20 protein-coding genes are annotated in these 23,990 nt (G+C 48.0%); 10 read left to right on the top strand and 10 right to left on the bottom strand.

Going from position 1 to position 23,990, the window contains the following annotated elements:
- Window positions 1-109 precede the first annotated feature (109 nt).
- The 4 genes from ABXS70_RS20550 to ABXS70_RS20535 all read left to right on the top strand — a co-directional run bounded on the left by ABXS70_RS20550 (window position 110) and on the right by ABXS70_RS20535 (window position 5,633).
- Window positions 110-1,567 carry a 3' terminal RNA ribose 2'-O-methyltransferase Hen1 gene (locus tag ABXS70_RS20550; protein WP_342554521.1) on the top strand — a complete coding sequence of 486 codons (1,458 nt, stop codon included), beginning with the start codon at window positions 110-112 and terminating at the stop codon, window positions 1,565-1,567.
- Entirely contained in the window at window positions 1,564-4,284 is a 2,721-nt protein-coding gene (locus ABXS70_RS20545) for a polynucleotide kinase-phosphatase (RefSeq protein ID WP_342554522.1), read from the top strand. The genes ABXS70_RS20550 and ABXS70_RS20545 overlap by 4 nt, the downstream gene beginning before the upstream one ends.
- A 292-nt stretch (window positions 4,285-4,576) precedes the next feature.
- Complete coding sequence (locus tag ABXS70_RS20540) at window positions 4,577-5,131, top strand: GNAT family N-acetyltransferase (RefSeq protein WP_342554523.1); 555 nt, start codon at window positions 4,577-4,579, stop codon at window positions 5,129-5,131.
- Between the two features lie 250 nt (window positions 5,132-5,381).
- On the top strand, window positions 5,382-5,633 hold the full coding sequence (locus ABXS70_RS20535; protein WP_342554524.1) for a hypothetical protein: 252 nt from the start codon (window positions 5,382-5,384) through the stop codon (window positions 5,631-5,633).
- Window positions 5,634-5,772: 139 nt separating this feature from the next.
- On the opposite strand, the gene ABXS70_RS20530 is transcribed toward ABXS70_RS20535, so the two are convergent.
- The 5 genes from ABXS70_RS20530 to ABXS70_RS20510 all read right to left on the bottom strand — a co-directional run bounded on the left by ABXS70_RS20530 (window position 5,773) and on the right by ABXS70_RS20510 (window position 10,466).
- A complete protein-coding gene (locus ABXS70_RS20530; RefSeq protein WP_342554525.1) occupies window positions 5,773-6,612 on the bottom strand; it encodes a hypothetical protein in 840 nt (279 codons plus the stop codon).
- Window positions 6,613-6,661: 49 nt separating this feature from the next.
- On the bottom strand, window positions 6,662-7,132 hold the full coding sequence (locus ABXS70_RS20525; RefSeq protein WP_342554526.1) for a hypothetical protein: 471 nt from the start codon (window positions 7,130-7,132) through the stop codon (window positions 6,662-6,664).
- Window positions 7,133-7,698: 566 nt separating this feature from the next.
- Window positions 7,699-8,181 carry an STM3941 family protein gene (locus ABXS70_RS20520; RefSeq protein ID WP_342554527.1) on the bottom strand — a complete coding sequence of 161 codons (483 nt, stop codon included), beginning with the start codon at window positions 8,179-8,181 and terminating at the stop codon, window positions 7,699-7,701.
- Between the two features lie 39 nt (window positions 8,182-8,220).
- Window positions 8,221-9,288, bottom strand: a complete 1,068-nt coding sequence (locus ABXS70_RS20515; protein ID WP_342554528.1) for a WXG100 family type VII secretion target — start codon at window positions 9,286-9,288, stop codon at window positions 8,221-8,223.
- Window positions 9,289-9,545: 257 nt separating this feature from the next.
- A complete protein-coding gene (locus tag ABXS70_RS20510) occupies window positions 9,546-10,466 on the bottom strand; it encodes an AEC family transporter (protein ID WP_342554529.1) in 921 nt (306 codons plus the stop codon).
- Window positions 10,467-10,586: 120 nt separating this feature from the next.
- Between ABXS70_RS20510 and ABXS70_RS20505 the strand changes: the two genes are divergently transcribed.
- The 3 genes from ABXS70_RS20505 (at window position 10,587) to ABXS70_RS20495 (ending at window position 13,469) form a co-directional block, all read left to right on the top strand.
- The gene (locus ABXS70_RS20505; protein ID WP_342554530.1) at window positions 10,587-11,102 is read left to right on the top strand and encodes a mismatch-specific DNA-glycosylase; all 516 of its coding nucleotides are present in this window, start codon (window positions 10,587-10,589) and stop codon (window positions 11,100-11,102) included.
- Window positions 11,103-11,296: 194 nt separating this feature from the next.
- Window positions 11,297-11,866 (top strand): sigma-70 family RNA polymerase sigma factor, encoded by a 570-nt coding sequence (locus tag ABXS70_RS20500; RefSeq protein WP_342554531.1) that lies wholly within the window; start codon window positions 11,297-11,299, stop codon window positions 11,864-11,866.
- Entirely contained in the window at window positions 11,847-13,469 is a 1,623-nt protein-coding gene (locus ABXS70_RS20495; RefSeq protein ID WP_342554532.1) for a hypothetical protein, read from the top strand. The genes ABXS70_RS20500 and ABXS70_RS20495 overlap by 20 nt, the downstream gene beginning before the upstream one ends.
- A gap of 169 nt (window positions 13,470-13,638) precedes the next feature.
- Here ABXS70_RS20495 and ABXS70_RS20490 read toward each other — a convergent pair whose 3' ends face one another.
- Window positions 13,639-14,700: a LacI family DNA-binding transcriptional regulator gene (locus ABXS70_RS20490; protein ID WP_342554533.1), complete on the bottom strand. Its 1,062-nt coding sequence runs from the start codon at window positions 14,698-14,700 to the stop codon at window positions 13,639-13,641.
- Between the two features lie 254 nt (window positions 14,701-14,954).
- Here ABXS70_RS20490 and ABXS70_RS20485 point away from each other — a divergent pair, with 254 nt between their 5' ends.
- Window positions 14,955-16,274 (top strand): glycoside hydrolase family 125 protein, encoded by a 1,320-nt coding sequence (locus ABXS70_RS20485; RefSeq protein ID WP_342554534.1) that lies wholly within the window; start codon window positions 14,955-14,957, stop codon window positions 16,272-16,274.
- 266 nt (window positions 16,275-16,540) lie between these two features.
- On the opposite strand, the gene ABXS70_RS20480 is transcribed toward ABXS70_RS20485, so the two are convergent.
- Window positions 16,541-17,596: a Gfo/Idh/MocA family oxidoreductase gene (locus tag ABXS70_RS20480; RefSeq protein ID WP_342554535.1), complete on the bottom strand. Its 1,056-nt coding sequence runs from the start codon at window positions 17,594-17,596 to the stop codon at window positions 16,541-16,543.
- Between the two features lie 99 nt (window positions 17,597-17,695).
- Window positions 17,696-18,583: a sugar phosphate isomerase/epimerase gene (locus ABXS70_RS20475; protein ID WP_342554536.1), complete on the bottom strand. Its 888-nt coding sequence runs from the start codon at window positions 18,581-18,583 to the stop codon at window positions 17,696-17,698.
- 130 nt (window positions 18,584-18,713) lie between these two features.
- Here ABXS70_RS20475 and ABXS70_RS20470 point away from each other — a divergent pair, with 130 nt between their 5' ends.
- Window positions 18,714-19,610, top strand: a complete 897-nt coding sequence (locus ABXS70_RS20470; protein ID WP_342554537.1) for an AraC family transcriptional regulator — start codon at window positions 18,714-18,716, stop codon at window positions 19,608-19,610.
- A 176-nt stretch (window positions 19,611-19,786) separates the two neighbouring features.
- Here ABXS70_RS20470 and ABXS70_RS20465 read toward each other — a convergent pair whose 3' ends face one another.
- The gene (locus ABXS70_RS20465; RefSeq protein ID WP_342554538.1) at window positions 19,787-20,470 is read right to left on the bottom strand and encodes a serine/threonine protein kinase; all 684 of its coding nucleotides are present in this window, start codon (window positions 20,468-20,470) and stop codon (window positions 19,787-19,789) included.
- Between the two features lie 1,227 nt (window positions 20,471-21,697).
- Here ABXS70_RS20465 and ABXS70_RS20460 point away from each other — a divergent pair.
- Window positions 21,698-22,615: a PD-(D/E)XK nuclease family protein gene (locus tag ABXS70_RS20460; RefSeq protein WP_342554539.1), complete on the top strand. Its 918-nt coding sequence runs from the start codon at window positions 21,698-21,700 to the stop codon at window positions 22,613-22,615.
- Window positions 22,616-22,720: 105 nt separating this feature from the next.
- Here the strand turns inward: ABXS70_RS20460 and ald are convergent, their stop codons facing one another.
- A complete protein-coding gene (gene ald, locus ABXS70_RS20455; protein WP_342554540.1) occupies window positions 22,721-23,854 on the bottom strand; it encodes an alanine dehydrogenase in 1,134 nt (377 codons plus the stop codon).
- Window positions 23,855-23,990 lie beyond the last annotated feature (136 nt).

Genomic DNA, 23,990 nt, shown 5'->3' with positions numbered 1-23,990 from the left:
GACGAACTCATAATGGGCTGATTATTAAAGAGCTGTGGAGTGAAGGACATCGGCATCAAAGGAACAGCGCCATTCTTAAAGTAAGATTCAAATGAGAGGAGGAGAAGGTATGCATCTGATTATAAAAGCAAGCGGAGCCAGCGCAGGGATGGTATCCCACCTGCTCGCCAAAAATCCTAACAATTTGTATGACCGGACAGACAAGGGCGTGCGTGTGCGGATCGTGTACACCAAGGCCGAAGAGCAGGTGACGGAGGTGCTGATTCACGCCGAGCCTGATCCTGTTGATCTGGTCAGGGGTACGCCGGATGGATATGATATCACGCAGTATATTAATGACCGGGAGTTTGTGACAAGCAGCCTGTTCTGCTCCTACATTCGTGGAGCTCTGGGAACTGCGCTGAATGGCAGACCAAAGGAAGCTTATGTTCAATGGGTCGACCATGCGTTTGAACTGGAGCTGACGTTTGGGCCTGCAGCATCCGATCTGCCAGACCGTGTGGTGGAGGAGCTGTTTTCACCCTTGGGGTACGAAGTGACCGTAGGACGGGGAGAGTCGGCGTATTCTTTTGATCTGAAAAATAGAAGCACGGTCCGTCACATCACGCTTCGCGGTAAGCAGACGATACAGCAGGCACTGCGCCAGCTGTTCCTGCTGATTCCGGTGCTGGATAATTACAAGCATTATTTCATCAGTGAAGATGAGATTGATAAAATCAAGCGTTATGGCGAGGGTTGGTTAGATGCTCATCCGCTCAAGGAACTTATCGTTAGGCGCACGCTTCTTTTTGCCGAACTGATTCGGACCTATGAACGCCAGCACGGGCCGTTAACTGCTGAACCCCATGGAACTGCTCAGGCAGGAGAAGCAGACAGTGATCTGGAGGAGAAATGCACTTCAGATTCTGCAGCAGCTGAAGATACCGCTGTAAGTGCATCCGAAGTGCCCTTGCGGTTAAATGAGCTTCGCTATCGTGCAATCACAGACATGGTGACTTCATTGCCGGATAGAGCACGTATTGTAGATATGGGTGCAGGTGAAGGCAAGCTGTCTGCCCGACTCTCTTACATCCCGGGCGTGGAAACCATTCTTGCCGTGGAGCCATCAGGCCAATCCCGTTTACGGGCGATGGACCGTTTTGCCAAGCTGCAGGATCGGGCCGGGGTCCAAGCTGTACCCGAGCTTATGCTCGGTTCACTGTTTTATTTTGACGAGCGGATGCAGCATCAGGATGTGATGATTCTGTGTGAAGTTATCGAGCACATTGATGCGTATCGTCTGGATGGTATTATGGATACCATTCTGAACGAGTATCAGCCTAAAGTACTGCTGGTTACAACACCGAACAAGGAATATAACGAAGTATATTCGATGGAACGTGAGCAGCTGCGTCACCATGACCATCGCTTTGAATGGACTCGCGAGGAGTTGGACTTCCAATGTTCACAATGGGCAGCGAAGGGAAGTTACGACTATGAGATCAGAGGTATCGGAGAGAATAAGGAAGGATTTGGGCAGCCGACACAGCTGGTGAAATTCACACAGAGGAAGGAGGGTCACGCATGAGAAAAAACACACAGCCGAATACGGACAATCACGATCGTTCACACACCGGGCCGTGCCGAGATCAGCCGCATCCCGCGGATAATGTCCAGCACAGGCATCAGGATAAACCATCGTACAGACAGCGTGAGATTCAGCTGCCGCATGCAGGAATTATTGTGCTGATTGGTCCGTCGAACAGCGGTAAAAGCACACTCCTGGCAGGGCTCGTGGAGGAAGGGGTTATTCGCTCTACAGAGGTGGTCTCATCTGACCAGTTTCGAATGTTGATAGGAGACGATGAGTATGTAGAATGGAAGCACCGGAATCGCAGTGAAGCGGATGTACTGTATGCGGAGTATCAGCAGGTATCAGCCAAAGCTTTTGAAGCAATGGAGGCAGTGCTCGCAGCACGCTGTCGTCTGAACAAGCTGACCTGGGTGGATGCAACGCATCTGTATCCCGAGGATCGGGAACGGCTGATCCATCTGGGACGTCAAGCCCATGTACCTGTCATTGCTGTGGTGCTGGATGTGCCGGAGCATGTACTGCTTGAACGGGATGACAAGCGCAGACATCCGCGTGGGCGTCAGCGGGTAAAGCAGCAGGCGCAGCAGTTCAAGCGTACGCTGCGATCCATCCGTGATGAAGCTTTCGATGCCAGTTATGTGCTGAAGCATCCGTACCCGGTTACATTTCTTCGCACAGCGAATCCGCTGATGGTCGATATGGGAGCAGGTGTTGACATCATTGGTGATATCCACGGTTGTTATGATGAGATGATGGAGGTCATTCATCGTCTGGGTTACGTGGACGAACAAGGCGACGGGATCATGCGCCATCCATTGGGACGAAAGCTCGTTTCTGTCGGTGATGTCAGCAGCCGCGGGCCGGAATCGTTACAATGTTTGCTTTTCTGGGAACGCCATTGTGCCGCTGGGCTTGCTTACATGGTGGACAGCAACCATGGCTGGAAGATAGCGCGTTATCTGGATGGTCGTGATGTTACATTAAGTCATGGGGATGAGCGGGTAGAAGCAGAACTGCGGCAGTTGGAACAGGAGCAGGGCAGTGATGAGGCCCAAAAGATACGAGAAGCGTTGAGATGCTTTCTGCTGCATGCGCCATCTCACCTGGTGTTTACACGAAATGGGGTAAGACAGGTTGTAGTGGCCCATGCCGGGATTCGGGATCATTTTATCGGCAAGCAGTCGAAGCGTATTCAGGATTACTGTCGTTATGGCGATGTGGAAGGAATGGATGAAAAGGGAAGACCCGTGCGCAGAGATTGGTATGTAGATCATACGTCTGGTGAATGCATTGTCTGGGGACATGACCCAAGACCATACCCTACGATTGTGAATGATACTGTAAATATTGATCAGGGTGTTGTGTTTGGCGGGATGCTGACGGCGTGGAGAATGCCGGAACGGGAGTCGGTTAGTGTACCTGCGAAGCAGGACTACGCTCAGGATTCAGATAGTCCATTGAAGCGATGGGAGCAGCGGCGCTTTGCACCGCCGAACATTCGCAAGTTTAAGGACGGTTTTACTGTTCAGACAGGTTCACGGCTGGACGTCACTGTGCAGGGAGAATTGGCGCAGACGGCAGTGGATACGTTCTCCCATTTTACAGTGCCGCTGGAGGAACTGGTGTATATTCCGCCAACGATGAGCCCGCCCCCGGGTCAATGTTCCGTGGATGGGTTCATGGAGCATCCAAGGGATGCATTCCGTTATTATCGTTCGCAGGGTGTGACCCGCATGGTTGCGGAGAAAAAACATATGGGCAGCCGGGCTGTGCTGCTCCTGTTCCGTGATGAACAGGCGGCAGTACAGCGTGTAGGCAGACCTATGTTGGGAAGCATTGTCACTCGCACAGGTCGATCCTTTTTTGATCAAACGACGGAGAAGCAAGTGCTCAACAGATTACATGCGGACCTGACTGCAGATGGTTACTTTGAACGGTATCAGACCGAGTTTGTCCTGCTGGATGCTGAGATTGTACCTTGGAACCTGAAAGCTCGCGAGCTTATTGCTTCTCAATATGCTCATGTGGCTGAAGCGGCTCTGCTGGATCGAAGCGCTGTGGCGGACAAGATTCGTGAAGCCGTGACTGCAGGCCGCGATACTGCGGACTGGCTGCAGGAAACCGAGGTTAAGCTGGAGAATGCCCGGACATTCCGGGATGTCTTCCAATATTACTGCTGGGATGTAAATGATATTGACGACATTCGCATCGCGCCCTTCCATACGCTGGCACACAGCACGGAAACGTTCTGGGAGCACACACATGAGTGGCATATGAAGCAGAACCGTGAGCTGGCTCAAATCTCGGAACTGATGATGGAAACGGAATATCGTGTCATTACGGACGAGGCGGATGAGCAGGAGATCGTTCGCTGGTGGGAGGAGATTACAGCGGAAGGCCATGAGGGGATCGTTATCAAACCCGAGACGTTCCGCAGCTGGAACGGTAACAAGATGATTCAGCCTGCCCTCAAAGTGCGGGGACGTGCATATTTGCATATCATCTACGGCATGGATTATCTGGCTCCTGAACATATATCCCGCCTGCGTAAACGCAAAACGTCTAAAAAGGAAAGACATGCGCTGCTTGAAAGCGCTCTGGGTATGGAGGGGATCGAACGTTTTGTGCGCAGAGAACCTGTAGAGCGGATTCATGAATGTGTACTGGCTGCTTTATCTCTCGAATCGGAGCGTGTGGATCCGCGTTTGTAAAAGAGGTTAGAGACGATAAGTGCATTCTGGGTTAATGATATGAACCGATTTATTCTGTGTGCACCGTCGTAATGGTATAAACCTGAGAAGGAATGGAACTGGATGATTCATCATTCGGAGTACATTCCTTTTTTTGTTGTTTATTTTTAACGGCATAAACGGTTTGTTCTTCACTTTCTTTGCTTGTTTATTGCAGTCATGGGATGGTATTTTTTCCTAAATCTCACCTTTATATGTACCGATAGTAATGGTGAGTTTTCAGTATAACTGACTCAGAAAGGAAGCGAAGCGTATGTTTAAAAGTGTTGAGAATGAATTGGAATTTGCCATGTTCAACGGAATATGGACAACGGTCTGGACCGAGAAAGGATTTGAGCTTGAGTTCTCCGAGGAATTTCTGGAAAGGTATGTGGTGGTTACCGAGGAAGGTCACTATGTAGGTTCGATTGAAATCAAACCATACGGCGAAGAAAGCCTGATGAACGAAATTGGGCCATTTCTGGAACATCCCTTGATTCAGGCGGAAATGGGTAACATTGCAGAGATCGATAAACTGGCCATTTTGTCGACCTTTCGGGGGCGATATGTCACAGATTTATTATCTGCGATTGTGCATTATGCAGAGATGAAGCAGATCAGTTATTATGCCATGTTACTGGAGCCTGTGTTAATGAGAGCCTTGCGAATCTCTTATCATGTGCCGGTTCAGAAAATCGGGGGAAGAGTATTTTATAAGGGGGAGGATGTGATTCCGGCTATTGTGAATGCCCGGGAAGTGTACACGCATAAGGAACGGTTTCCGTGGCTTGTACCATCAGAGAAGGCTGCAACCAAAACTTCAATTTAACTTCGTATATCAACGTATTTAAAACATTATATATCTGTTTTTTGCTATTGAATTTACACGGCATATGAACATAACTATTGCTGCCTGCACGGACAAAATGAGGCCTAAAGGGCCTCATTTTTATGTGGGGAAGATGGGAGGTTTGGATCAGTCTGAAGCACCAAAGGCCTATATCTAATCTTCCTGTTCTGGGTAATAATTATAAAAGGAGCATTGGAATCTCACTAAGTAACGATAGGGGGTAACCTGTATGGCGTCATTGATTTTGTTGGTGAAACAGACGGAGGACGATGAAAAGGTTATTTATCGATTCGGACCAAATGAGCGGAAAATGGGACTCATTGAAATGAACAAGATTAAGGAAAGTGTGAAAGAACTGGAGCCTGTTCAGGTGGAAGGGATCAGTCCCAGCTTCTTTTTCAACCGTGCTGCTCAGTGGCTTGTGCGATGTTTATTCCGGGAAGGCGGCAAGTTTCCGGAGCGAACCACGGTTGAATCATAGTCCATCGCAGGTCTTCCAGCAATAAGGCTGATCGGACCATTGGGATAGCATCAGGTGCAGTTCAAGAGGGGCTGTATAGAAGAAGTCCAAGCGCAGCGGTGAGTCGCTGTACTTGGACTTCTTCGTGTTGGATGTTCATTTAAGAATGAGAGACCGGGATAGCGGAGTGATCAATCCAAGCCTGCAGCTGACTGCGAAAGGATGCTGCGGAATGTTGGGTAATCTCGATGCTGGCATCATTTTCGCTGCCGGAGTGATCTTTGGAAATGCTCCAGAAGCCCTGCTCGGTATGAAGTAGGAGCAGGGCTTGATCGGGCAAAGGTATTTCCGTTTGGTCGCTGGTGTAACGAATAATACTTAGGTTGTCTACTTGGCGATCAGATGCTTCAAAGGACTCGTGCCAACGTAATAGCAACTCACATGATTCGGAGGGCAGTCCCCAATCACTCGTTAAGGAATCCAAGGAAGTAGGATTCTCGTTAGTAAGTACATTCCATTGTTCTTCCGTTATTTTAAACCGAGTAGGATGCTCAATGAATGGCTGCTGCTGACCCGTGTAAAACTGGAACAGCTCTTCCTTCCATTCCTTCGGTTCTGTCCAGGTGAACAGGTGCACACGTTGATCCACGGTCAAGTGATATAAGTATGTATCGTTGTTATCTGTATCTTGATGAATGGTTAATACCTTTTCTTGTCCGAGGCTGTCCGAATAGGCACGAATCATACTGCGGCTTTGAGCAAAATGCATCAGCATCTTCAGAAACTCCGGCTCGAGTTCAACCTCCGTTTCTTCCATACGTACGATGAGTCCTTTGGACAATAAACTATGAGAAGCAGCTCTCAGAACAAGCTCCCAGTGCTGTTCAGTTAACTCACCATACATCGGTTTTAGAAGCCCGGCGGCAATGTCTTCTGCTCCAAGGGCAGCAAGCGCAAACCCGAATTCCTCAATGGACAAGGTTACTAGAGGTCTAGTCATGAGTGTAATCTCCTTCTTTCGATTAGCTGAATATTACAGGTGAAGTATATTAGTTGTCTTTATATTGATGCCAGTACTGACGCAGCATCCCTAAATAAGTGGTTAGTTCTTTGTCAGTGAGCATATGAAATGTGTTTATATCTTGAAACTTATTATGGTGTAAATGAAGCCGGTAAAAGGGAGGTGAATGTTGCGCCCATTTACGGAGAAAAGGTTGTTTAAGTTCAATTCTCGTAATCGTTTTCCAAGGAATAGACGTACCGTTGTTTAGTAGGACTTGTGTTTTGTCCCAACGAACGAGTATAGGTTCCTTAGCCAATGCAATCCAAGTTAAAGATAACCAAGCTGGTCCAAAGAACCAAAAACATAGAAATGAAGCCGAACCGTAATAAACATATTGAAAGAAGCTGAGGTCAGCGGTCAAGATTTCATATAGAAGTATGCAGGCAATCAAAATTAGAATAAAACAGACGAAGGATTTGTAAAATGCTGTTTTTCTAGTATAGGTTATGGACTCCATAGTTCCTCCTCAATGGAAGAGAATAAGTATGTCTACTTTAAATAAGCTGCTCACCCAACGTCTGTCTTATATTACTTATCCACCTTACGATGTTTATTTTGAGACCAGGCTGTACGTAACATTTTTGCACCATCTGTAAATTGTTTATTTGTTAGCAGATGATATGTGGACATATCGACACATGATCGATCTAAAAGAGTAAAACGATATAACCTAGGCACGGGTTGCCCTATATTATTAATCGTATCTCCAACCACTTCAATTCGCTTGATAATGGACCAAGGTACGGATCTACCGTCTCTGGCAGTCACGTGATACTGATCGAATGAGATGATAGGCGTTCTCGAAAAGAGAAAGAAAGCCAGTCTGCAGAAGGCGGGAAAAACATACCAAATCGATAAAACAAATACGAAAACATAAAAGAGAGGGCGAAACCAGCCTAGCGCCATATTTTTAAGATCCAGGATCATCATGCTGCCTAAAATCATCATAATTAGAGAGCCTATAGCTCTTAACAGGACTACTGAACGACTAAAATTGATTGACTCCATGATTAGCTGGACAGCTCACTCTCCTTCATTCTTGCGATGTTTATTTTGAGACCAAGCTGTTTGTAAGGTTTTAAACCCATCTGTCAGTTCCTTATTTGTCAATAAAAAGTGAGTGGAAATATCAATTTGAGACCTATTCAAGAGTGTTAAGCGATACATATCAGGAACAGGTTGCGCTAATTTGTTGGTTGTACTCCCGATGATTTCAATTTTCTTAATACTTGACCATGGAATTGACTTACGATTTCTAAGAAAAACATGGTACTGATCATAAGAAAGGAGTAACGGTTTGGTCATTAAAAAGTAAGTGAACTTAAAAAATAAGGGTCCAAAAAACCACACAGATAATACAAACATGGTTACATAATATATGGGTTGGAACCAGCCGAGAGTACCCTTTTCAACAACTGCAATCATGAAAATTCCCAAGAGTACGAAGAGTAACGAAGTGATTGCCTTGTAGAACACGATGGATCGACGATATGTAATAAGCTCCATGAATTCGTTGATCACTCGCTTTCGTCTTAATTTGTAGTATCACTTGAATAACTTGCTCACCCATCGGATGCCCTTTTCTGCAGCTCCCGCAATATGTTTACCGGCCCATGCACCAATAGTTCCTCCCATATACGCTCCAATTGCTGCACCAGGCGGACCTGCTAATGCTCCAAGACTGCCAAGTGCAAAAGCGCCAATACCGGAGGCAGCGGATTTAATGACAACATTAGATGCCGATACAGCAAGGTCTGTTTTGGTTAGACTGCCGTCTTTCCATTTGGAGACAGTCTTTACTCCTTCATCAAATATATTAAGTCCAACGTTGATAGGAAACAGTTTCTTTCCGATCATTTTAGGAATTTGGGATATTTTAATACCGTACTTACCTTTATCTACACCGCCAATAACATTACGTGTCCATTCCTTAAAGCTGTTAGCTTTGTTGAACCCAAGTCCTAGTTTTCCCATTTTCAACTTACCCGCGAGTTGATCAAATCCTTTTAAACCTCTCATTAATAGACCAGGATTTCGAAATTGCTTATCCAGTTTACGAGCCATTTGGCTAAGGACCGAGTTCCCCTTGCCTTTCACCCAAGGAGCATTATGAATTTTGGCACGGGCAGCATTACGGGGATCGCGCTTGAAATGTACCGTCTTGGTGAGAACCATGGACGTCGCCAGTGTGGCATACATTGCTGTTCCGGCAAATCCCAGATTGCCTCGTATGCCATTTAGTTTCCCCCAGGCATCCCTACCAGTGTCGAACATATTGGAAAGGGTTGTACCTCCATTGGAATCAGCTTGCAAAGTACTTGCTGTTGTCTTTAAACCGGATCCCTGTGACTGATCTACTTGTGCAAAACGTGCAGCAATTCCCTGCAGTTCTGTTCCGATATTGGATACAGATTGAGAAAAGCTTTCCATTTGACGATGAGCGGTCTGAAAGGATTGAAAGAAACGCTCCTGCGTAATTCCGGACCACTGACTCTGAAGAGAAGCAATCTGCCTGCTCAGATGTCCAATCATGGTACGGCTTTGATCTGAAGCTTGAGCAAATTGTCTAGAGATATCCTGAAGACGTTCAGGAGGAACAACAATTCGAGTCACCTAAACCACCTCAATAGATATAAATAAGGGATATTTACCCAATTATTCTACGTAGTGAAACAGAATTTGGCAACAGCTAACAAGGATCTGAGGAGCAAATTACTTCTTTAGTCGGATTTGATTAGATTTGCCCTTGAGCCTTAATTCCCTGCAAGCAGGGAATTAAGGTAGACAAAAAGTCCACAACCTTTAAAGTGGGCGTGGACTTAATAGCTTGCAGCTGATCAGATTGAAGTGTATATGGCGCTGCCTGTGTTTTAGAACGTTTTGGCATACGAAATCAGGGCCGTAATCGTAATAATGTTAAGAAGTGTTGAGATCAGCACCGTCTGGGCTGCAAAATCAGGTTCGTTATCATATTCCTCGGCAAGAATGGATGAGTTGACCCCGGTAGGCATACCGGATGCGATGATGAGTGCCTGAGCGGCAATGCCTTCCATTCCGAGCAGCAGCACGATGCTGATGCCGATTGCCGGACCAATCAGCAGGCGTATAAATGTGCTAATATACACATCAAGACGATATAATCGAATCGGATATTTCACAATTTGTGCCCCGAGTGTCAGCAGTGCAACGGCAACCATACTTTGCTGTGCATAGGTGAGTGGCATGGACAGAAATGTAGGCAAAGGCAGCTTCCACGCCTGAAACAAAATGCCTAACAGCAATGCATACGGTACAGGCATTTTCAGAAAACCGATAATGACTGCACGGTAGTTGCCCTTTAGCTTCGCACCTTGGATCGACAATACACCATAGGTGAAAGTAAGCAAAGACTGCAGGGACATGACCAGTGCCTGAATGGAAGAGGCGAGCGGGTCACCCCGGAATACCAGTGCGTTAATCGGCAGACCGTAGTTGCCTGCGTTATCCAGCATGATGCTGTTGTTGAAGGCAGCTTTCATGCCTTTGTTCATGCGGAATGAGCGGGAAACCACAGAGCCGATAATATAGAGAATAAGTACATAGATCGCGTAAAAAAGCGTAACCGTGCCAAGCAGTTCACCGGACATATTGGAGTGATACATGCTCATAAAGACGGCTGCGGGGGTAATACAATAGAAATTGATCTTGGCGAGAGTGTACAAGTCCAGCTTGAACACCTTTTGCATCCAGGACCCGACAGCAATCAGGAGAAAGACGGGCAGGACGACTTCTAACATGATGTCTGCAATCATTGGTTCAGCTTCCTTTTTCATGAAAATTTCTGTTCTTTACGGAAAACACTTCGATCATTATATCATTTTATACACAGTCGCAAGGTCATTTGCTCAAAAAAGTTCAGGAGGTGCTGCACTATGATCCCGGATCATCTGGATACCGGTCTATCGATTTTATTTATCGGCTTTAACCCAAGCATTACCTCGGGGGAGACTGGCCACCATTATGCATATAAAGGCAATCGTTTCTGGCGTATTCTGGAACGTTCCGGGCTGACCCCGCGCCTGTACGATACCACAGAGGACGGAGAACTGCTGAAGCTGGGATATGGCTTCACCAATATCGTAGCCCGCCCAACGAAAGGCATAGAGGATATTACGAAGGAAGAGTATGCGGAAGGACGCGAGATTTTACGCAAAAAGCTGGAGACTTACCGCCCGGATATTGCCTGTTTTGTCGGCAAAGGGGTATACACCCAGTACAGCAAACGGTCCAAAGTGCAGTGGGGATTCCAGGATGACCCGGTTGTGAAAGAGATTCAGGAGTTCGTTGCGCCTTCGTCCAGTGGACTTGTACGCATGTCGATGGATGAAATTGTGGCAATCTATGCCCAGCTTGCGGATTTTGTGGCGGAGAAGAACGGTGGACAATGAGAGGGTTCTCTGTAATGACTGGAAATAGCTTCGTATAAGTGAGTTCAACCGTTCTGCGATTATGTGAGTTCACCCCGTTCGGCGATGGCCGGAGAGGGTGGATTCTTTTTTTAGAACAAGTGAGAAGTTTCAGGGAGGGCTTCCGTCTATATAGTACAGAACCATGCATGGACGCTGTAGAGAAGGAGGATTACATGACACATCAGATACCGGAGGAGGAACTGATTCAGCGCATTATAGACGGGGACAAACAGCTGTTCAGCATGCTCGTGGATCGATATAAAAATAAAGTCTACGGCATTATGCGCGGAATGGGCGCAAGTCACCCGGATGCCCAGGATCTCGCGCAGGATACATTTATCCGCATCTATCGATATCTGCCGACCAGAAGAGAAGGCAGCAGTTTCTCGGCCTGGGTGTATACCATTGCCGTGAACGTGATGAGGGATCATATGCGGAAAAAGAAAGCGGTGATGACGGCAGATCAGGATATCTATTCGGTTTGTGAAGAAACACCTGAGAAACGCTTGCTGCACAAGGAGATGAAGCGCGAAATCCATCTTCAGCTTAAACAGTTGCCGGAAACGTACAAGCTTGTACTGCTCTTGAAATACACCAATGAGTTGACCTATGAAGAGATCGCCACAATTACAGATATGAATGACGCACAAGTGCGTAATGCACTCTATCGAGGGAAGAAAATGCTGAGAAAGCAGATGGAACGTAAAGGAGGTTTATCTACCTATGAAGCCTATTTCAAGTGAGCAGGACAAGAAGCAGGATCGCAAGTGGGAAGAGGAGCTGTTCCGCGAGGGGCCGGATGCAGATTTTACATTACAAGTGATGCAGAAGCTGGATCATGTGTCTATGGAAGAACCTCATGTGCAGGTACCATGGGAAACCAAAAAGTCGCATAAGAGGACATGGACTTATCGAACGGGAATCGCCGCAGCGTCTGCGGTACTGCTTGCAGGAGGAGCTTGGGCTGCTTGGGATCTGACAAAGGAAAAGCCAGTTCAGCCGCCTGTAAACGTCGTAAGTATTCCTCCTTTGCCTAATATTCCTGTCCCGGAAGTTCTGAGAGATGCCGATTTGGCAGACGACTACAAACGGCTTCAACCGCTTGGACTTGTGGTGAACCCGAACATGGATATTAATGATCAGGGTTACAAACTCAAGATTGAAGATGTGCTTGTAGACGGTTCTCAACTTATACTTATGCTGCAGCAAACGGCGCCTGATGGGACAGCGATGTATCTGCTCGGCTCAAAAGCCGAGGATATCCACATCACGGATAAAAACGGAAAAGACGTTGCTGAGCTTGCGTTTGATACAAGGCAAGGGAGCGGCTCTTTTAATAAGCTTGTGTTTCAGCTGCACCAAGATATCCCTGATGAAATCATTGTTCGTGGAGACTTCGGACATTTAAATGTAGGGGATGGTTATGGCTATGATGCGAATACCCAAACCTATACGGACAAAAAGGTGTCCGTGAACTGGGGCTTCCAGTTCAAATTGGATATGACCCAAGCCAAAGTGATGTCCAAAGAAACCCCGATGAATGCGTCCTATACAACACCGGAGGGGCTGGAACTGGCTATGACACAATTGGTGCAGACACCAAATGGAACCCGGCTTGATCTGGAAGTGAATCTGAACGACGAGCTTCGCGCTAAAGCAGCAGAAGGTTGGGCTAAGGACATGGACATTCTGTATCATATTGAAGTTATGGACACGGGAGAGTACCGCGTTTTCAACGGGGGCAGGCCCATTGCACGTCAGGCCAAATTCCGTTATCGTGATCTGAGTCAAGTGAGTGCAGGAGGACCACTTAAGATATCGGAGACATGGGACCCGTCTTTGGTAACATTGAATTCAGACAATATTCGCTTTGTCCTGGATGGTTACACGATACCTGTGAAAGAGGGGCAGACGATGGAAGTTGATCTGAGCAGAAAGGATAATCCGTATCGTTTATTTGCCTCGTTTAATCACCTTGGGGATTTGATAGATGTAATGGACTACAGTTATCAGTTTGGGCAGCAATCTGCTCATACAGGCGTGGAGAAGAAAGCTTCCCTGGTTCTGGAGGGAGGCGGTGTTTTTAAAAATGAATTTTATGGTGATCAGTGGATTGCAATCGATCCTAAGGGAAGAGAGTATCCTGTCGAAGTGATGGGTATTCGAGACAAACCCAATAATAAGGAAGAGTACGTTGTTAATGACCTAAAGCTGATTGTTCATGGTTTTAACAAGGATAAGGGTACGAAATTGACTTTAAAACGAACCGTGGTGCATCGTGGTTTCGGGGATGTAGACTGGAAAGTAAAACTTACGAGTGATTCAAGTATGCCTTGGGATCAATAACGAGCACTAAGCAAAGGTTGGCAAGATCGTTCAATAACAGATTAGACGCGAAGTCATATAGTCACAACGTAGTGTGAGCGCTTTTAGGAAACGTCTTCGAGTATAAATTATAAAGAAAAGAGCCTTGCATCATCAAAATGCGAGGCTCTTTTTTGATGTGGATAGGCCATTAAGCCGAATCTCTTGGAATCAATGTGGTGGACAACATAACCGTTTCCTTCGGTGTCCCGGGGCGTTCGATTCGACGCTGCAAAGCCTCGACAGCACGCCGTCCAAGTTCCTCTTTGCACAAGTGCACCGTTGTAAGGGGAGGAGATGAGGAAGCCGCAGCGTACACATTGTCGATTCCAATGACTAGACAATCCTGTGGTACCGAGACGCTCATCTGCCCGAGTTTCTGCATCCACTGCATCGCGATATCGTCGTTTGCGCCAATCCACGCTTCAGGGCGTTCTTCAGCAGGGAGCCGATTAATTGTGGCGGCGAGTTTGTTCACCCATTCACCTCTCTCATAGGCTACCTCCCAAGCTTGAAAGCTCACGTCTTCCCCTGCCTCGGTATGAAAATAATTCAAAGCCAGCTCGATTCCAATCTTACGCTGTGCAAAACTTGCCGCACGGCCGTCATCGGTAATCAAGCCGATTCGTCTGCACTGCTTCGATATCAGATATCTGGCAGCGGTAATGCCAGCTTCCAGATTATCATGACTGATCGTATCACAGTTCAGCAAAGGCTCCTGATGATCGACCAAAATCATGGGGTGGCCTGTCTGTACCAGTGTTTGCAGCACGGTATGCGGGAAAGCGCCCATAACGATAATTCCGGCACAGCGTGTCCAGTCGAGATGAGGTGCGATCGCTTTTTCAGGTGAAATCTCCTTGCCCGGCAAGTCCAGTGAAGGTGACACAATGACGTGATGCCAGCCTTGCTCGTTACAGCCAGAGATGATGCCTGACAGTACACGCTGCCAATAGTGCGGCTCACCGCGGTTAAGCTGATTCATACATATTAGGGTAAATGGGGGCTCGGCTTCATGAGCCTGATTGGTATTGGCAGTATGACCCGCCGAGCCGGGTGTATTCTGACGATACCCGAGTGCACGGGCAAGTTCCAGAACACGTGCACGCGTAGATTCGCTGACGCCGGTTTTACCGCTGAGCGCGCGGGACACGGCATATTTGGATAACCCCAGCTGGTCAGCCAGCGTCTGGATCGATACTTTTCGAGACATATGGTTACTCCTTTTATGGACAGATGGATGAGTCGGGATGGACGTGTAGGTGAATGACTTATGTTCTATAGGTAGATGTTTGAATAGGAAACTGATTAATTGTGAATTGACGTGCCTACATGTAAAAGGTAAACTTACAGAATGATAACGTTATTATAAATTAAACTAACAAAAATAACAATAGTCCTATTGGAAGGTCTATATTAGTCTATTTTGGTTGATTAACAGTTTACATAAAAAAGGAGAGGACTCCCATGGATCAGTTCAGATTACCTAAAATTCCGATGCCTGAGCTAGAATTACCCCAAGCTGTTCTTAATGTTTTGGCTGAAGCAGATGAACGCTTAAAGCACAGACCGAAGCTGCTGGCTCAGTTTCGCAATTGTTTTCCAAACACGCTCGAAACGACCACCAAGCTGTTAGATGATGGTACAACCTTTGTTATTACGGGAGATATCCCTGCCATGTGGCTCCGGGATTCAGTGGAGCAAGTGATCCATTATGTTCCGCTGGCGAAGGATGAAGCGCAGCTGCAGCGGATTATCGGAGGGCTGATTAAACGGCATACATTCTATGCGGATATAGACATCTATGCTAACGCTTTTAACGAAACGGCCAATGGCTGGCACTGGGACGCGAATGATGAGACAGAGATGTCACCTTGGGTATGGGAACGGAAGTTTGAACTGGATTCGTTGTGTTTCTCCATGAAGCTGGCCTATACATATTGGCGTGAGACTGAGTTAACAGACATCTTTGATGAACGTTTTAAAAAGGTTATGGAGCAGATCGTGCACCTGTGGGAGACAGAACAGCGTCATGTAGAGCAATCCCCGTATCGATTCATGCGGCGTAACTGCCCGGCGCACGATACACTGCGTAACAAGGGAATGGGGATGTCAGTAAACTATACGGGCATGATCTGGTCAGGCTTTCGCCCAAGCGACGATGCCTGTGATTTTCACTACAATATTCCGTCCAATATGTTCGCCGCAGTGACGCTGAGCCAGATGGGGGAGATTGCAAAATGGGTGTTCCGTGATGAACAGCTAGTGGGCCGTATGGCGCGCCTGGAGGAGGAAATCCGGCACGGCATTGCCCTGTATGGTACCTATCGTCATCCGGTACATGGACAGATTTACGCTTACGAAACGGACGGGTATGGCAACGTCTGTCTAATGGATGATGCGGGCACACCGGGACTCATGTCGATCCCTTATATCGGATATGTATCCGTGGGAGATGTGGTGTATCAGAATACACGGCGTTTTATATTGAGTAAAGAAAATCCGTACTATTATGAAGGAACAGCGGCCAAGGGCATTGGCAGCCCGCACACTCCTCCCGGGTACATCTGGCATATGGCATTATCCATGCAAGGACTGACGGCAGACAATGACGCGGAGATGCTCGCCATGATTGATTTGCTGGAGAACACCGACGCGGGAACGGGGTATATGCACGAAGGTTTTCATGTCGATGATCCGCATACGTACACGCGTCCATGGTTCGCATGGTCCAACAGTTTGTTTGCGCAGCTGGTGTACAAGGCGATGAAGAAAGGTATTCTTTAGCTGAAGATTCAGGGTGATCGCCGTATATTTTGACAAGTCGCTATGCTGGAGATGTATTCAGAAGAGTTCTAAGTTCGTTCGCTGCATATGAAAAAAAAGCCCGGACGGCCGAGGGAGGGGACTGACCCCTGTTTGTGAGACAGGGATTAGTTCTGGAGATGGCATCCGGGTTTGTTTGTATAAGAGGATATAATCAAATCAATTAAATAACTCTAAAACAGCTTTCTAACAACCTACAAACAAGCTTCATATGAGTTCTATCGTTTTTATAGCGTTTTCAACAAATCGGCAATCTGAACCTTTTGCCCGGTACGTGCGCTTTCGAGGGACGCGAGAACCATAGCCATGCTGTATTGATTGTCGCTGCAATCCGTTTCGGGCAGGCGTCCTTCTTCAAGTGCAGTAAACATGTCTTCCAGGCAGCCGTGGTGTCCGGTCTTGCCCATCACGGGCAGCTCGGCTTCAATTCGTTCACCGCGCTGGAGAAAAGATGGCTTGCCATCAGCCTCCAGCGTAAGCGTGCTGACCACTTCAGCATAGATGCTGTCATGACCATCCCAGATGGCGGTTCCTTTTTCACCCGTCACCCGCCAGTTTGCTTCCCATGATGTAGGCACGCCCTCAGTACACCAGGACCCGCGATAGTCGAACACAGACCCGTCGGACATCTCGAAAATACATATCGCCATCGCATTGCCTTTATACCAAGAACCAGGAGGATTAAATTCGTGGCAGTACACCGACACCGGATTGGCTCCAAGGATAAAACGCGCCTGATCAAAGGTATGTATCGCCATATCCAGCAGCAGCGGGCTGTCCATAAGGTCACGGAAACCGCCAAAGTGCGGGCCAAGGAAGAAGTCTGCCCCGGCATATCCTGGCTGTCCGATCGTTCCGCTGGAAATAAGCTGACGATAGGCACGGATGCGAGGATCGAAACGTCGATTCTGCATGACGGCCTGAATGCGTCCTGTGCTGCGGGCGGTTTGCACAATATCGGTGCAGTCCGAGAACGATTCAGCAAGCGGTTTTTCGCCAAAAACGTGACAACCTGCCTGCAGTGAAGTCATAGCGATATCGTAATGGCTGGAAGGAATGGTCACATCAAATACAATGTTGGCATCGACAGCCTGAAGCGCATCACGAATGTTCGTAAATGTTGGACAGGCAAGATTATGGCGCTTGGCGAAAGCAGATGCTGTGTCTTCGTAAAGATCAACGAGTCCCACGATTTCAGTATCTGGTCGCTCTTTGGCATAGTCGGCCCAGGTGTTAGCCATTACTCCGCAGCCTGCAATGATAACCCTATAAGGATAGGTCATATGTTCAACTCCCTCGCAAAGATGTGAATAATACATGTGATCACCGGGAATGTGCTTGTTCCCGTATTCCTAGGTAAATGAGGTGCTGGTGTTTATCTGTTACACCGGATTGGGTACAAAGCTTCCTCCGCGGCAGTGTTTCAAATAATTCAATGCATGGACCTGCCCGGTCATTTCAAGTTCATCGCGATACACCGGATCGTGCCAGCCTTCAATGTCGATGGTACCCTGATAGCCGTTCTGACGCAAAATGGTGATGATATCTGCCCAATTGCTGTCCCCAAAGCCGGGTGTGCGATGCCATACAAACTCATGGGGGCCGTGTACGCCATGTTCCTTAACTACATCCCAGGCGATGGTTGCATCCTTGCCGTGGACGTGGAACACTTTCGGAGCCCATTTGCGGAGCTGTGGAATCGGATCGATCAGGCTGACCATCTGGTGGCACGGCTCCCACTCCAGACCGACATTTTCATCAGGTACAGCATTAAACATCAATTCCCAGGCAGCCGGGTTATGTGCAATATTCCAGTCGCCGGTCTGCCACGTCCCATCCATATCACAATTTTCAAAAGCAATGCGCACACCCCGGTCTGCCGCCCGTCGCGCCAGTTCACCAAACACTTCCTTGAATCGTGGAATCGATTCATCGATCGGCTGATTGGTCAATCGTCCGGTAAAGCCGGAGACAATATCTGCTCCAAACAGCTGCGCATGGTCAATAGCTCGCTCCCAGCTTGCCAAGGTATCAGCGTTATCCCCTGTTCCGGTGAGCGGATTACCAAATACACTTAAAGCCGAAATAGTAATGCCTTGTTCGTCAACGATGTCGCGAACGCGTTTGGCCGTCTCTGCCAGGTCAAGGCTTCCTGTCGTTTGCCAGAACGTCAGGTTAAAGGATTCAAAGCCGTGCTGCATGATCTGCGGAATGACTCGAACGGCATCCTGGCCGCCTACAAGGGTTCCGATACGAATAGATGGATTCATGGTTGTATTTCACTCCAATATTGGCTTATAGTACTTCGTGACACACTCATTATAGCCGTGGAGCTGCGCGAAGGCTCTAAACAATTTTGTGCTTTATTAGTCGGATTTTGTGGTGAGGGGGAAGAAAGCCGTGCTGGACTTGAAAGCGCTTCACGAGAATACGCGAATTGATCATAAATCCCATCCGTTTCAGCTGTTCCAAAATCGCTGTGCCGATAAAAAAGCTGAAGAATGCATTTTATATCTGCACTGGCATGAGCATTTTGAATGGATCATTATGCGTAAAGGAAGAGCGGTATTCCATGTTGACAGCCGGCCTTATGAAGCCGAGGCGGGAGAGGTCATTATCATCCCGGGTGGTGCACTGCATGTTGGATACGCATTGGATGAGGGGGATGTGTATTACGACTCCATTGTAGTCAATCGTGGTCTGTTTCAGGATTTTGCTAGCGATCCTGTGCACGAACAGTATGTCGCGCCCTATCTGGAAGGCAGTGTGCGGTTTCCGGTTAAACCGGCCGCTGAGAATGCAGCCTGTGCTGGCTATTATTCTTTATTAAATGAAGCCGTAGATGAGATGGCGATGCAGCCTCCAGCCTACCAACTTGTGGTGAAATCCAAGCTGCATGCCTTGTTTACCCTGATGGCCCGGACGTTTATGCCGCATCAGCTGCGTGATCGATCGGGCGGAGGGTATTTTCCTAACCGCGAGCGGTTTAAACGGTTAATTGCACATATTGAGGCTGAGCCGCAGGAGAAATTATCTGTAAGTGAAGCTGCAGGCCAAGTGGGGCTTAACGTGTACCATTTCTGCAAAATGTTCAAAAAGCTTACCGGACGTACGCTCGTAGAATACGTAAACGGATGCAGGATGAGTGAAGCAGAGCGCATGCTGCAGGGAAGCAGTCTTACAGTAACGGAGATTGCCGCCAAGGTCGGCTGTGACAATGCAAACTATTTTACAAAATTATTCAAGCAGTACAAGGGAATGACGCCTTCACAGGCACGGGGGATGAAGAATGGATGAAGAAGCGGCAGAGAAAAGGAAAGGCATGAACATAAGGTTTGATGAGAAGGGATAGGAATAGAAGAGGAGCAGGAAGCGGAGCGGGAAAATGTGCAGGAAGCCGGGCAGAAGTGAAGCAGAAAAAAAGGTAAAGAACCACCCGGGTTTAACCGATTTTCGGCTAAACCCGGGTGGTTTTATTTCAGGAACCTGGAGAGCAGTCGATTCGCTTTTTTAGAGAGGTCTTCCAGTTTGAGATTGGCCTGATCAAGCTGGTTATATGTCCATTTGATCGTCTGCAGCATCCGGGGGGAGATCGGTGTACCTTTGATACGTGGATAGATGTTGTGATAGGCCCACACCAGATGCTCCCAGCGATGATCGTCTCCCTCCTGAATATACTCCGATACGTCTAGCACTTTGCCGCGTCCATTCTGGAGAAGCACATTTTTGAGATGGATGTCGCGTGGATTCAGCCCAAGGCGACGAACGGCTTCTCGCGCTGCGTCTACATCGAGCATGACCTGCTCGGGGACGGGGATTCCTTTTTCCAAACATTCCAGCAAGGTGTCTCCGGGTTCGTAACTAATGACAAGTATATTTCGGCCGCTGCCGTAATAGGTCGGGAAGTAGGGCAGGCCCTGGAGCTGGGTGTAGACCTGTTTTTCATTATTTAATTTATCCAAAGCATGATCCGAGTACATTTTGAAGGCATACTGCGGCAGCTGATCGTACGTAAATACAGCCGCATCCGTACCAATTCCAATGCAGTTTACTCCTGCTGCCTCGCCGATAATGTTTACCAGCTCATTTCGATCGCTTCCGATGACTTGAATTTGTTGTAATGCTGCTTCCGCTTGGAACCAATCCGGCTGCTTCATGGTGGCGCCTCCTTTTGGATATGCCTGTACATATTTTCAGTAGTGATTGTATGCAGTGTTATTAAGGGTGGTTCGCTGTGTTCTATACTCTAGTTGTACTGTAAATCGCACCGCAATAGTAGTTCAGTAGGATTGTAAATGGTTAGAGACTCATATGAAAACTATATTCACGTAATAGATTAATGCTGTTCATGATCGAATTCAACTTTCTGATGTATGAGTGGGTGGAAGGGTGCTGATGAGGTTCCAGTGGGCCGCTGTGCACCATCACGGCAAGTAACTCAAGTAAGTGTGCTGATGCTAAAACCACGATAGTAAGTAACTCAAGTAAATAAGTCGGTGTGGGTCCCGTTGATAAGTGAATCAAGTGAATTGGGCTGATGCATATACCGCGATGGCAAGTTACTCAAGTAAATGGACTGATGCGCACCACCATAATAAGTTACTCCAGCAACTAATCCTGTATCATCCCACGTTTCAGCGCCTCCACAAATTCTAACGATCTCCAGAAGCCTTATTTCGCCCCAAACAGCCATGTTGACATTCTAACGATTCGTAGTTACGCTATTTGGCGTAATTCGTCCATTTTAGCGCTCTGACAGCTGAAATCCAGCTAAATAGCGTCTCTGGAGATCGTTAGGTTTCTAATCCTCAACAAAATGGGCGAATAAGGTCTGTGGGGATCGTTAGCGCCGCATGGAGAGGCTAGACTAAGATGCCAATCTCTCCCTGATCGACTCCTTCTCCCGCTTTCACGCTTATTCCCGCTATTGTCTTTTTTCCTCTTTATCCTGACAAAATCAATCTCAGTATTCTAACACTATTAACACGTCATGGTCGCCTTATTCTGATGATCCTGAAACAAGACAATTCCCTTACCCGGCATAGAAGAATAATCCTCTTATTCTAACTTCATTTCTAATGCCGAGCAGCCGAATCATCATCTCCTTCACCGATGACGAGTGCCGCTTTCTTCATCCTGATGTAACTATATAAACGATACGTATCGCCCCTCAAACGGTTCCGTTCGGAAGAAAATAATGCAAGCCGGGTTGCGGCATAACGGTCAGAGCTTTATACTGTGAGCAATAAAAGGATCTTCCAGTCCATTGTGCTGCAGAGCGAGGCGTGAAGAAATTAAACATAAATGTTCCTCGAACCCACCCTACGGTACCTAATGCAGCATTTGGTATGGGGAAATCCGATATACAGAAAGGCAGATTTCATATGGCACAATACCCGCAGTGGTCTTATTCGCAGTCGCGGGCGAGTATGTTCGATGAGTGCCTGCGCAAATATTATTATCATTATTACGGTGCCCATAACGGTTGGAAAACAGAATCAGCTGATGAGATGCAGGTACGTCTGTATCGTCTGAAGCAGCTAAGCAATCTGTATTTGGTCTTTGGTGATCTGGCACACCGGATGTGTGAGTCGGCTGTACGGAGCAGGGTAGAGGGGAAACCCAAGCCGCGTGAGGTTTTCTTGGAGAAAACGATACGTGACCTGCTGAATCAGGCTTATAAGGATTCGATGAATCCCGAGCAGTGGCGTCTTCATCCGAAGAATCATACGATGTTGTCCGAAATTTATTATGGCGACGATACACTGAACGACCGGATCGCAACTATTCGCGAACGTGCGGGCGCCTGCGTAGGTAACCTGTATCGGACGCTGACGTGGGAAGACTTGTCCCGTGCGAGCACAACGATTCTGGAGATTGAGAAATGGGATACGCTGCTGCTGCATGATACACGCGTGTATGTGAAGATGGACTTATTATACAGACGCAGCAGCGGTAACATTGTCATTGTGGACTGGAAGACGGGCAAAGAGGATGATTTCTCCGATCAGTTAATCTTGTACGCTTCCTATGTAAGAGAGCACTACCAGATTCCGCTGGAGCAGATTGAGATTCGGGTGGAGTACCTGTTGACCGGCAAACATAAAGAGTTCAGGGCCACCGAGGAGGATATTCGCAAGGTGGAGGAGAGCGTAGGGCGTTATATCGAGGAGATGCGTTCCTGTGTGGCAGATGAGTATTACAATCGTCCCAAGGACATGTCCTACTTCACGCCGATGCCTTCGCACAGAGCATGCCGGGATTGCAATTTTCGCGAAGTGTGCAGTGAACGGATCGTGTAAAAAAGAAAGAAGCGCAGCACCCGGGTAATCTTCCCCTCGGGCACTGCGCTTCTGTGCGTTCCACAGGCTGGACACGGTTGGTTCCAGGTGGAACGGCCGCAAGATTTACTGGACCGCGGCGGAATCCTCCAGCGCCTGTCCTGCAGGAACATAGGCGTGCCCGAGATCGCGGGCAACCGCCTCGTACGTGATATGTCCATGCAGCGCATTCACTGCGCTGCGAATGGACGAACTGCCGCGAATCGCAGCAGCTGCACCCTGGTTCGCCAGCTGCAGCGCATAAGGCAGGGTGGCGTTGGTCAGTGCCACCGTAGACGTGCGCGGCACGGCGCCAGGCATGTTTGCCACCGCATAATGCACGACACCATGTTTCACATAGGTGGGTTCGTCGTGAGTGGTGATATGATCAATGGTTTCAACGATCCCGCCCTGATCAATCGCCACATCCACAATGACCGACCCGGGTGACATGGTCTTCACGACCTGCTCGCTGACAAGCGTTGGCGCTTTCGCGCCCGGGATCAGCACCGCACAGATCAGCAGGTCCGCCGAAGTGACAGCGGATGCAATATTGGAAGGGCTGGAGACCAGTGTTTGGATCTGATTGCCAAAAATATCGTCCAGCTGGCGCAGCCGATTCAGGTTCAGATCCAGAATCGTCACATCTGCTCCCAGGCCAAGTGCAATTTTGGCCGCGTTGGTCCCTACCGTGCCGCCGCCAATAATGACAACCCGGCCGCGGCTTACGCCAGGTACGCCCGATAACAGAATGCCTTTGCCGCCTTCTGTCTTCTCCAGAAGCTGCGCACCGATCTGCGCAGCCATCCGCCCGGCCACTTCACTCATGGGTGTGAGCAGCGGGAGAGAGCCGCCTACTTCCAATGTTTCATAAGCGAGGGCAGTTACCCGTTTTTCGATTAGTGCTTTGGCAAGGGCTGGCTCTGCGGCGAGGTGCAGGTAGGTGAACAAAATCAAACCCGGGCGAAAATAATGGTATTCACCGGCGAGAGGTTCCTTTACTTTAAGGATTAGTTCGGCATTCTGCCATACCTTCGCGGCAGTTTCAATAATCACGGCGCCAGCCTGCGTATATTCCTGATCCAGAAATCCACTGCCTAGTCCGGCACCCTGCTCTATAAAAACCTGATGCCCGGCACTTACGAAATCAGCCGCTCCGGCAGGTGTCATCGCTACACGATTTTCATTGTTTTTGATTTCCTTGGGGATTCCGATTCTCATCGCCATGCACCTCGTCCATTTATTGGTTGTTAGCTTATACTACAAGTTTATGACCCCATACGTCGTTTTGCACCTTACACCATGTCTAATTTTTGAAATATCGACTCAACATTTCGTCGAATAAGTCTATTCAGGA

The sequence above is a fragment of the Paenibacillus sp. AN1007 genome, assembly GCF_040702995.1.
Taxonomy (GTDB): domain Bacteria; phylum Bacillota; class Bacilli; order Paenibacillales; family Paenibacillaceae; genus Paenibacillus.
This window is presented reverse-complemented; position numbering and strand designations above follow the sequence as displayed.

Coding starts and splice junctions, on each gene's coding strand:
- ABXS70_RS20550 (WP_342554521.1), top strand. CDS start 110: ATGCATCTGATTATAAAAGCAAGCGGAGCCAGCGCAGGGATGGTATCC.
- ABXS70_RS20545 (WP_342554522.1), top strand. CDS start 1,564: ATGAGAAAAAACACACAGCCGAATACGGACAATCACGATCGTTCACAC.
- ABXS70_RS20540 (WP_342554523.1), top strand. CDS start 4,577: ATGTTTAAAAGTGTTGAGAATGAATTGGAATTTGCCATGTTCAACGGA.
- ABXS70_RS20535 (WP_342554524.1), top strand. CDS start 5,382: ATGGCGTCATTGATTTTGTTGGTGAAACAGACGGAGGACGATGAAAAG.
- ABXS70_RS20530 (WP_342554525.1), bottom strand. CDS start 6,612: ATGACTAGACCTCTAGTAACCTTGTCCATTGAGGAATTCGGGTTTGCG.
- ABXS70_RS20525 (WP_342554526.1), bottom strand. CDS start 7,132: ATGGAGTCCATAACCTATACTAGAAAAACAGCATTTTACAAATCCTTC.
- ABXS70_RS20520 (WP_342554527.1), bottom strand. CDS start 8,181: ATGGAGCTTATTACATATCGTCGATCCATCGTGTTCTACAAGGCAATC.
- ABXS70_RS20510 (WP_342554529.1), bottom strand. CDS start 10,466: ATGATTGCAGACATCATGTTAGAAGTCGTCCTGCCCGTCTTTCTCCTG.
- ABXS70_RS20505 (WP_342554530.1), top strand. CDS start 10,587: ATGATCCCGGATCATCTGGATACCGGTCTATCGATTTTATTTATCGGC.
- ABXS70_RS20500 (WP_342554531.1), top strand. CDS start 11,297: ATGACACATCAGATACCGGAGGAGGAACTGATTCAGCGCATTATAGAC.
- ABXS70_RS20495 (WP_342554532.1), top strand. CDS start 11,847: ATGAAGCCTATTTCAAGTGAGCAGGACAAGAAGCAGGATCGCAAGTGG.
- ABXS70_RS20490 (WP_342554533.1), bottom strand. CDS start 14,700: ATGTCTCGAAAAGTATCGATCCAGACGCTGGCTGACCAGCTGGGGTTA.
- ABXS70_RS20485 (WP_342554534.1), top strand. CDS start 14,955: ATGGATCAGTTCAGATTACCTAAAATTCCGATGCCTGAGCTAGAATTA.
- ABXS70_RS20480 (WP_342554535.1), bottom strand. CDS start 17,596: ATGACCTATCCTTATAGGGTTATCATTGCAGGCTGCGGAGTAATGGCT.
- ABXS70_RS20475 (WP_342554536.1), bottom strand. CDS start 18,583: ATGAATCCATCTATTCGTATCGGAACCCTTGTAGGCGGCCAGGATGCC.
- ABXS70_RS20465 (WP_342554538.1), bottom strand. CDS start 20,470: ATGAAGCAGCCGGATTGGTTCCAAGCGGAAGCAGCATTACAACAAATT.
- ABXS70_RS20460 (WP_342554539.1), top strand. CDS start 21,698: ATGGCACAATACCCGCAGTGGTCTTATTCGCAGTCGCGGGCGAGTATG.
- ald (WP_342554540.1), bottom strand. CDS start 23,854: ATGAGAATCGGAATCCCCAAGGAAATCAAAAACAATGAAAATCGTGTA.